This is a genomic window from Cupriavidus basilensis OR16 (genome assembly GCF_000243095.1).
GTDB classification, from domain to species: domain Bacteria; phylum Pseudomonadota; class Gammaproteobacteria; order Burkholderiales; family Burkholderiaceae; genus Cupriavidus; species Cupriavidus basilensis_D.
The window spans coordinates 1-9,396 of sequence record NZ_AHJE01000033.1 but is presented as its reverse complement, the minus strand read 5'-3'; the positions used below and the strand labels follow the sequence as shown (position 1 = coordinate 9,396).

The following is a 9,396-nucleotide window of genomic DNA, read 5'->3' as shown; positions in this document are numbered from 1 at the left end:
CGCAAGGACTTCACGGCGCAGTGCGGCTTGCCGGAGAGCGAGTTCTTCGCGGACTCCTTCCTGACGCAAGCAGAGCTGAGCAACGCGGCAGCGTAAGTTGCCACGACCGCTTTCATAGTGACAAGGAGAGTAGTGCAATGAGAATTTCCAATGCAACGGTCCCTACCAAAAACGAGACGGCGGTGATACGGCCGTCATTCATGTCGCACGGCACGCTGGAGGTCCAGAACCTGGCGCAGACGCGTAAATTCTTCGAGGAGCTACTCGGCCTCGAATGCGTGCGTCACTCAAAATCCTCGATGGCGGTGCGCTGCGGCATGAAGTTCCACATCGTTTGCGTCGAGGTGGGCGACACGATCAAGCCACAAAGCTCAACGCATCACTGGGGGCTGGATGTGGACACCAAGGAGCAGGTGGACCACGCATGGAAGCTGACCCATCAACTGAAGGATCGCTACAAGATACGACAGATCCTGGACACCGAAACGCGTCACGGAGTCTACTCGTTCTATATCGAGGATCTTGATTACAACTGGTGGGAAATCCAGTTCTATGACGGCGTCCAGCACGAAGACATGTTCGACTTCGGCGACCGCTTCGGCGACGCGGACTCCGACCTGCACGGCAGCAAGGCAAACAGCAAATAAGGTTCAGGCCAGCATGCCGTACGCATGCGGCTGGCTATCAGCGCACTCTGGGCCGTGAAACTACGGTCCAGATCGTCCTGAGACAAAAATTAAAAAATTAATCGAGGAGACCATATGACTTATCGCTTGTTGAGTTACCAGTCAAGCACGGGCCCGCGCGCCGGCATGCTTGTGGCGGATCGCATCTACGACGTGGCACACGAAACCGCTCGCGCCCAGTGGAGTACCGTGCTTGACATACTGGATCAATGGGACATCGCCTCCAAGGCACTCGAAGATGCCGCTGAACGTATTGCAAGGGGAGAAAGCCGTTCATCGAGTCAGGCACGCACGGATAGCGTGCTGCTCGCGCCGCTCCTGTATCCGGGCAGCATCTACTGCGCCGGTGCAAACTACAGCGATCACAGGGCGGAGATGGCACTCGCCCTGGGGCTGGAACCTACACCGGATATGAAAGAGCTCGGTGAAGCACCGTGGCATTTCATTAAGACAAGCCGCAGCTCGGTAGTCGGACCGAACGCCGTAGTGAAATTACCGCCATACTCGCAGACGGTCGATTGGGAAATCGAACTAGCGGTAGTTATCGGAAAGCCTGGCAAGGACATCCCTGTCGCCCAGGCGCTTGATCACGTCGCGGGATACACCATCGCCAACGACCTTTCCGCTCGCGATGCGATGCGGCGCGTGAAGATGCCGCCAGCAAGTCCCTTCCATCTGGACTGGATTGGCCACAAGTGTTTCGACGGCTCATGTCCGCTCGGGCCCTGGATCACTCCGGCAAACGAGCTTCCCGACCCGCACAACCTGGCGCTGAAGCTCTGGGTCTCGGAAGAGCTCATGCAGGACTCGAACACGAACAAGCTCATCTTCAGCGTTCCGGAACAGATCGCCATGTTGTCCTCAAGGGTGACGCTGCATCCGGGTGACGTCATCCTGACCGGTACGCCAGCAGGCGCCGGCGCAGCCAGGAAGCGCTTCCTTCGTACGGGCGAGACCGTGAGACTCTGGATTGAAGGCATTGGTGAATTCGAGCACCGACTCGCGTGACTGAATGCAACACCGCAGGCCACCAATCGCTAAAAGAGGAGAATTTCCATGCCCCGCTTGAGATCAATCATGCTTGCCGCGGCAGTCGGAGCCGCCCTTGGTGCGGCAAGCTTCAGCGCTTCCGCCCAGGAGTATCCGACAAAGTTGGTCCGCGTTCTTACACCATATGCGACTGGCCTGTCACCTGACGTAGCGACGCGAATCCTTGCCGAGAAGCTCGGAAACATATGGGGAGGTAAGCCCGTTGTCATCGAGTCGCGGCCCGGCGCAAACGGCGTCCTGGCGATCAGCGCTGAGAAGAAATCCGTACCCAACGGATACTCGTTGCTAGTCATGGGTCATTCACATCTGACCATCAACCCTGTATTGCTGCGCAACCTTCCATACGATCCGGTGAAGGACTTTGTGCCGCTGGCCTTGATCTACCGCGCACCTTTCTTTGTCTGCGTCTCTGGAGATAGCCCGTACAAGACGGTGGGTGATCTCATCAAAGCCGCCAAGGCCAGCCCCGGGAAGCTGAGCTACGCCACGAGCTACATAGGAAGTCCCTCTCACTTTGCCACGGCAACGCTTGCACTGATGACAGGCACTCAGCTGCTTCCTGTCCACTACGCAACGGAAGGCCTCCAGGCCTACAATTCGGTGGTGAATGGTGACATTACCTTCACCCTCGCTTCCGCTGGATCGGTGGCTCCACTCGTGAAATCCGGACGACTTCGCATGATCGCGACGACCTCGCCAACACGGCTGCCGAATTATCCGGACATTCCGACGATAGGCGAATCAGGTGGCCCGGCGAACTACGAGTTCGAGACGTGGGCAGCACTCGTTGCACCAACCGGCACGCCGCCGGATGTTGTTCGGCGTATTAGTGCCGATACCGCGCGGGCGCTCGCCGCACCGGACGTACAGGAGCATTTCCGTTCGCTAGGCTTCGAGCCCGCCCACGAGCGCACCTCCGCCGACATCTCCAATCTTGTTCGCGAAGATTTGAAGCGTAATCAGGAATTGATCAAACGACTCGGAATCTCAGTGCAATAGCATCCCGCGCTACACACAATCGTAAATAGCAAACTCTGAGAGCCAACTCGCCCCCCAGCTTGTCGAGACAACAACATCGCCAGGATAACCTCTCAGACGAAGCGTATGAGATGTTGCCTCACCGATTTCAGCTGCTCTTGGTGCCATCTTCCTTTCCTGTCCATTCTCCAAATCGGAGGTTGAATTGAACGATCGCGATTCAAATAATAGCGATGTCCACGGGCCAGTTAGCCCTGCGGGCAATCTCGACAAGATTCATGAAGTAGATCAACCGTCCCGCCGCGGCTTTCTCCGTTCGAGCGTAGCTGGATTGGGAATGGCAGCCGGTACGGCCATCACCGGGGCTGGCTTCTTCGACACAGCATCCGCCGCAGGTTCTCCTTCAAACGATTACAAGACGGACGCAAGAGGTGGCTCGGTTGGTCCGCGGATACTACTCAAGGGCGGCATTGTATTGAGCCTCGACAAGAAGGTCGGCGACTTCGAGAAAGCGGATGTGCTGATAGAAGGCAAGAAGATTGTCGCGGTCGGCCCAAATCTGAAGGCGGATGCCCAGGTCATCGATTGCTCGGGAACCATCGTGATGCCGGGGTTCATCAGCACACATCATCACCAGTATGAAGTCCTGCTGCGAAGCCTCACCACCGACGCCATTCACGTCCGGCCCATTCCAGCGGATGAAGAGCAACCGAAGGCGGTGTGGCCACTCGAGACCTATACCACGGTGGTGCAGGAAATCTGGACTCCCGGCAGGATGCCGAATCCCGCAGCCCCCGGGACGCCCATCTGGGATCTGGGACGCCCACCCTATGATCCCGAGGCCTGCTATCTCGCGGAACTTGTCGCCAGCCTGAGCCAGATCACCCAGGGCATCACGACCAGCACGGACACTTCACAATCCTCGCATACGCCGGAGTACACCGACGCAATGATAAAGGGGCTGTTCGACTCCGGGCAACGAGCGGTTTTCGCCTATTCTCCGGGAACCGATCGGTCAGCCCAATTCCCCGATCAGCCGTACGAATGGCCGGGGCGAAGCGGCGATACATCCTTCGGGCTCGGCCGGCTGGCCAAGACCTATTTCAGTTCACGGGATCAATTGGTGACCTTGGGAGCGTGGGCAGACTGGAAACCAGTGGTCGATCCCAAGACAAGGCAGACACAGAACTACACGGGTTGGCAGCTTGCACGAGAGTTTGGTGCGCTGATCAACAACCACGCGGCGCACGGCCAGATGGTCCGCGACATGGCCGCTGAACCTCGCAACGGGACGGACTGGTCCGACGTCACGCTTGTACACTGCAATCTATGGCAGGATGAGCCGGTCGCCCAGATCGGGGTGAACAATGTCAAATCGCGCGCGTGGCAAATCCTTTCGGAAAGAGGCGGACACGCTTCCATCGCTCCCCTCATCGAGATGCAGATGCGCCACGGCATGCCGCCCTTCCAGCTCTGCCTCAACTACGGCATCCTGCCAAGCCTCTCGCCGGACATCGAGGCCAATATGACCGCCAACCCGTTTTCCCTGATGCGGGGAGCCTACACACTACAGCGAGCGCTAGCCAACGATCTTGTCTACCCGCTCAGCGATCCAAACCGGCTCTCCGTGCCGCAACTGGTCTCCTCCCGCCAGGTCATCGAAATGATGACCATCGCTGGCGCCGCCGGGTCCGGGCTTCTGGACAAGGTGGGAACGCTCACGCCTGGAAAGGAGGCCGATATTGTCGTGCTTGATGCAAACACCATCAATACCGCCCCGATGAACAATGTGCCCGGCACGATCGTGACGCTGATGGAGTCGCGCAATGTCCGCGATGTCCTGATTGCGGGCAAGATCGTGTATCGCCAAGGGAAGCTCGTGGGATGGGACGTTGACAAGCTGGTACGCGACATCAACCGGGCGCGCGATCGCGTGCTAGCCCGGATCAACGGCCCGGCGCTTGTCGGAAAGCTTCCTCAAGGCCTGAATAGCAAATCGAATCCTTATCGACCAAACTTCATGGACTCGAATGGCTACAAAGGGCAAAACACCACGGCGCCCGAGTATGTACTAAGGCCTTAGTCAGAGGCGCCATGCCTGACGCTCACCGGAAGCCTTCTCAACGGATCTCGGTGCGCCCTCCTGCGCACTGAGAGTCGATGCGAAGCAATGTGGGAGCAAGCACTGGTCTTCCCTCCTGGACTGCCCGGGCGGCCTCTGTCCAGGAGGTTAACCTCAACTGCCTAATGCGGAGCACCTCCTGCGCGGGCGTCTTTCTTCAAGAAAGACAAGTATCGTCGATTAGCATTGGAATTACTCGTCCAGAGAATCCTGGAGCGCCCGATTGGCAACCCCGTGTCATACCCCCTATCTGCATTTTCAGATTATTATCGCAAAATTCAATTATTGAAAATCACGCTCAATTATTTCGTGATGAACCGAATAATTAGAATCAGCTTTCTTTCAATTCAATGAAGGAAGTTCTCTTCTCGAAATAAATATCAGCAGTTTGTTCCAAGCGCTGCACCGATAATTCTTAGATCCGGAGACATTTAACATGAAAAGATCGCTATCCTCATTGGCGGCGCTGAGCGCATTGACAGGGGTCGCCCATGCCCAATCGAGCGTGACCCTGTATGGCGTAGTTGATGCGAACATTGAGTATGTCACGAATATCGCGCCGGCCACGCCGACCGTAAATCCGGCCACGGGGCAAGTAACCGTCGGCCCCGGAAACAACCGGTTCGCGCTCTCCAGCGGTGGCATGTCGGCCTCGCGCTGGGGCTTACGGGGCGTGGAGGATCTGGGTGGCGGCACAAAAGCGCTATTCGTTCTGGAAAGTGGCTTCGGCCTGGACGATGGCAAATCGATGCAAGGGGGCCGCCTGTTTGGGCGCCAGGCATTTGTCGGCTTGAGCAATAGCCTTGGCAGCGTGACATTTGGTCGCCAGTACACCTCTCTTGGCACAGTGCTCGCCAATTTCTCGCCGACCGGATACGCCTATCAGTACGAGCCCCTGGATGTCATGACCGGCATCAATTATCGTTCCGATAATACCATCAAGTATGCTGGTAAATTCGGCGCCGTAAGCGGCGAAGCATACTGGTCTTTCGGCAATGGTGTCGCCGGCGCGGGCGAGGTACCCGGCCAATTCCGGCGCGATATCGGCTACGGTGCCGCTCTAGTCTACGCAAGCGGCCCCTTCTCGGCTACCGTCGCCTATGATGAATATGATCCCACAATAACGCCGGTCACCGGGGCATACGGAAAGTTCAGAAAGGCTGCTGCCGCAGTCAACTACACCTTCAATCGTGCCGTGATCATGGCGGGATACCGTTGGGGCAAGAACCAGTTCTCCGACGGTATGACTGCCCTGCGCGATGATTTCTGGTGGATCGGGGGTAACTACCAGATTACCCCGGCGCTGACTGTCACACTGGCCTACTACTACGAGAAACTAAGGACCGTAATGCTCACTCCGTCAGCGCCCACAACCCATCCGGCTAACCCTTGGCAAACATCCTTCATCGTGGATTACAACTTGTCAAAACGCACGGATGTCTATTTCACCACGGCCTATGCGAAAAACGCTGGCCTGGACCTTCACTCGGTGACCCTCGGCTTCTCAAACGTCTACGCACTTGGCGCGGGCAAGAACAATATGTTCGGGGCTGCCATGGGCATCCGTCATAAGTTCTAGGCGCCAGCACTGTCAATCAAAGGCACCCATTGGGTGCCTTCTCGTTTTAACTTTCTACTCGACATCACGAATCACCGTCAAACTGGCGAGCACCGGTGCGGGGTCCGCTGCAGAATTTGAACTGTACGCTGGTGGCCGCATGAACGCCGGGGCAGTCAGACAGGAAGGAAAACTGTTCTTCTTTCAACTTGATGAACACCCCCACGGCAGGCATCCCAAAAGTAACGCCGCCGCACAGTGACACCGTGAAGGACGACCGACCGATTCGTACCGGGCTTCCCATCGCTGCGGCGGGAATGATTGATACACAGCCGCGCGAAATACTTGGACAACAAAAATTCCCGCGCCATGTCAATGGCACGGGATGCAAGTTGATACATGCGTGATTAGCCATCAGGCCGCTCTTTGCAGCCAAGGCGGGAAATGCCCGGGTGGTGAGGGCTACCGGATTCTGCTCCCAAAGTCACGGACTGCCTGATTCACTACGGGAGTCGCACGCTTGACGGCACGCTAGCCGATCCCGCCGGCGGCCCCGAATGCGGGGCTTGGGGAGCCGCCCCAGAGGTCCGCGGCGTCCTTGCCTCGCTCCAGCATACGCGCTTCACGCGCGCCTATTTCCGAGAACTCTTCCATTCCGTAGCTGTACTCAGCTGTAAGCCCATCCGGGTCAGAGAAATAGAGGAAGACGCTGCCCGAGGCATGATGCCGTCCCGGACCAAAGCTGATCTCAACACCCGCGTCGCGCAGACGATTAACAGCCCTTCCAATGTCGTCGATCTCCGAGACCATGAAGTTGATATGGTGAAGATGATTCCGCTCGGCCTGGCCAACCGCAAAGCTGTGATGGTATGGATTTGGAAAGCACCTGAGGAATGCAAACCTCCCCGGAGTGTAGTCGGATACCCTGAAGCCGAAATCGTTGATTAGTGAATTGTATGTTGAATCAAACGAGCTTGCGCCAATAACTACATGGCCAAGTCTTGCGATTTTCGCAAGGGAGGAGGTAAATGGTCGAATCATCTGAATCACTTCGGCATAGAACTCGAAGGTGAGGCCTGAAGCGGGCTCTTTAACGCGGAAGGTACGCCCCTGATTCAGCGCCTTGCACTCCTCACACTCAACCTCGACAGGCTGCAGACCTCTGGACTCGAAGTGCCTGTATAACGCAGCATGCTGCACTTGAACGCCATTCAGCCGCGTAGACAGAATCTGCGATCCAATATCCCCAACCTCGTCCGGTGTGACAAGCCAGGGCCCGAAGGCTCCCGTGCCGGCGAAGTTCTTCCCCGCTCCGATCTGTGAAGAATGGCGCTGCCAGTCACGCACTGAACCCTCGTTGTAGCAGGAAAATCCGGCTACGTGACCAAGGGCATCCGCACGTGCTATATGCCTCCCTTCACGTCCGATAACGATCGCGAGTTCTCCTTCGTAGTCAAATTTCTCAGAGACTTGCGGTCGGACGAGGGGCTGCAGGTTCCCGATCTGACTGGCGGCCACTCGGTGAAATATCATTGGCTTGAGCGGAACATCGACACCGATCTCGTCCGCATGCGCCTTGAAGTTGCGCGCCAGACACCATATGGCGTGAGGATCGGTCACCACCGGATCAAGCGACAAGTTGGCGAGCCTCACGGCCGCTGCGTGCCCCATGCGCATCGCTTCTTTCGCACGCTCAAGGCCCCCCTCCATCGACAGAAGACCCCGCATTGATCGTGGCAGGCCTGGATCCACATCGTCCAAGCGCACTACCTGATCGTCGGATATCACAACCCCTACCCCCGCCCTACCATCCTGCCGATACGACACTAGTCGCATTTTCTAACCCCTTCGATTTATGGGATTCCTTACCCACCGCCGGAATGTCGGTGACCGGTACTGCGAGAGAACGCGCTGCGTCCCGTGCGTGCGCGGTCTATACAAAGCCATGCCCTGTTACCGAAAGACTTGCTAGAGCTTATGCGCAAGCCGGAAGAACTACGCTACCCCCTCAAGCCTTACCTTTTGCTGCTGCCGCCCCAGCCCGATCACTTCGGTCGTGACTACATCACCGGGCTTGAGGTACGTCCTCGGAGTCATGCCCAATCCGACTCCAGATGGGGTGCCCGTAAGAACCACATCCCCGGGAAGAAGCTTGAGGAAACCCGTGATGTAGCTAAGCGCTCTGGCTACGCCGAAGATCATGTCGTTCGTACTGCTTCTTTGTCTCTGCCGACCATTGACCTGCAACGTCAGCTCCAGGTCTTGCGGGTCCGGCACCTCGTCTTTCGTCACCAGCCAAGGGCCAATGGGTGCAAAGCCAGGCGCACTCTTTCCGATGACAAACTGCCCACCGCGCTCTAGTTGCCAAGCTCGCTCCGAAACATCGTTCGCTGTGCAATATCCAGCAACGTAACTGAGGGCGTCGGCCTCCGAAACCTGATACGCAGCTTGTCCAATAACGACACCCAGTTCGACTTCCCAATCGGTGCTCACCGAATCCATTGGTAGCACGATGTCGTCGTCTGGACCGGATAGTGACGTGATTGCCTTGGTGAATACCATTGGTTCATCTGGGATCTTCATTCCGGCCTCTTCCGCGTGCTTGCGGTAGTTCAGACCCACCGCCACCAACTGCCGGACGCCAGCTACAGGCGCACCGATTCTCGGCTTTCCGGAAACTAGCGGAAGGTTCTCTGGATTAATGGCCGCGAGGATCTGCAAACCTTCCGGGTGCAGAATTTCCGGAGTTATATCCCCGATCGCTGGCCAGAGAGAGCGAATCAGACCGTTTGAATCAAGGATCCCCGGTCTTTCCTGGCCTGCCGGCCCATAGCGCAATAATTTCATTATTGATTTAAGATATTAAGTCGACGAAAAATTCTGACTATGAAAGCGGTCGTGGCAACTTACGCTGCCGCGTTGCTCAGCTCTGCTTGCGTCAGGAAGGAGTCCGCGAAGAACTCGCTCTCCGGCAAGCCACACTGCGCCGTGAAGTCCTTGCG

Annotated in this window: 7 protein-coding genes; 5 read left to right on the top strand and 2 right to left on the bottom strand. The window is 57.2% G+C overall.

The genetic code is table 11. From position 1 onward, the window contains the following. The first annotated feature begins 137 nt into the window (after positions 1-137). The 5 genes from OR16_RS13015 to OR16_RS12995 all read left to right on the top strand — a co-directional run bounded on the left by OR16_RS13015 (position 138) and on the right by OR16_RS12995 (position 6,415). Complete coding sequence (locus OR16_RS13015) at positions 138-647, top strand: VOC family protein (RefSeq protein ID WP_045242628.1); 510 nt, start codon at positions 138-140, stop codon at positions 645-647. Positions 648-761: 114 nt separating this feature from the next. Further along, entirely contained in the window at positions 762-1,694 is a 933-nt protein-coding gene (locus OR16_RS13010) for a fumarylacetoacetate hydrolase family protein (protein WP_006158422.1), read from the top strand. Positions 1,695-1,742: 48 nt separating this feature from the next. Continuing rightward, a complete protein-coding gene (locus OR16_RS13005; protein ID WP_006158421.1) occupies positions 1,743-2,735 on the top strand; it encodes a Bug family tripartite tricarboxylate transporter substrate binding protein in 993 nt (330 codons plus the stop codon). Positions 2,736-2,919: 184 nt separating this feature from the next. Then, positions 2,920-4,797: an amidohydrolase family protein gene (locus OR16_RS13000; protein WP_237717043.1), complete on the top strand. Its 1,878-nt coding sequence runs from the start codon at positions 2,920-2,922 to the stop codon at positions 4,795-4,797. A 475-nt stretch (positions 4,798-5,272) separates the two neighbouring features. Further along, positions 5,273-6,415 carry a porin gene (locus tag OR16_RS12995; protein WP_006158419.1) on the top strand — a complete coding sequence of 381 codons (1,143 nt, stop codon included), beginning with the start codon at positions 5,273-5,275 and terminating at the stop codon, positions 6,413-6,415. A gap of 510 nt (positions 6,416-6,925) precedes the next feature. Here OR16_RS12995 and OR16_RS39665 read toward each other — a convergent pair. Then, positions 6,926-8,146, bottom strand: a complete 1,221-nt coding sequence (locus OR16_RS39665) for a fumarylacetoacetate hydrolase family protein (RefSeq protein WP_237717044.1) — start codon at positions 8,144-8,146, stop codon at positions 6,926-6,928. Between the two features lie 243 nt (positions 8,147-8,389). After that, positions 8,390-9,241, bottom strand: a complete 852-nt coding sequence (locus OR16_RS12980; RefSeq protein ID WP_043419571.1) for a fumarylacetoacetate hydrolase family protein — start codon at positions 9,239-9,241, stop codon at positions 8,390-8,392. Positions 9,242-9,396 lie beyond the last annotated feature (155 nt).

Excerpts from the sequence above, each read along its gene's own strand:
- OR16_RS13015 (WP_045242628.1), top strand. The coding sequence starts at position 138 with ATGAGAATTTCCAATGCAACGGTCCCTACCAAAAACGAGACGGCGGTG.
- OR16_RS13010 (WP_006158422.1), top strand. The coding sequence starts at position 762 with ATGACTTATCGCTTGTTGAGTTACCAGTCAAGCACGGGCCCGCGCGCC.
- OR16_RS13005 (WP_006158421.1), top strand. The coding sequence starts at position 1,743 with ATGCCCCGCTTGAGATCAATCATGCTTGCCGCGGCAGTCGGAGCCGCC.
- OR16_RS12995 (WP_006158419.1), top strand. The coding sequence starts at position 5,273 with ATGAAAAGATCGCTATCCTCATTGGCGGCGCTGAGCGCATTGACAGGG.
- OR16_RS12980 (WP_043419571.1), bottom strand. The coding sequence starts at position 9,241 with ATGAAATTATTGCGCTATGGGCCGGCAGGCCAGGAAAGACCGGGGATC.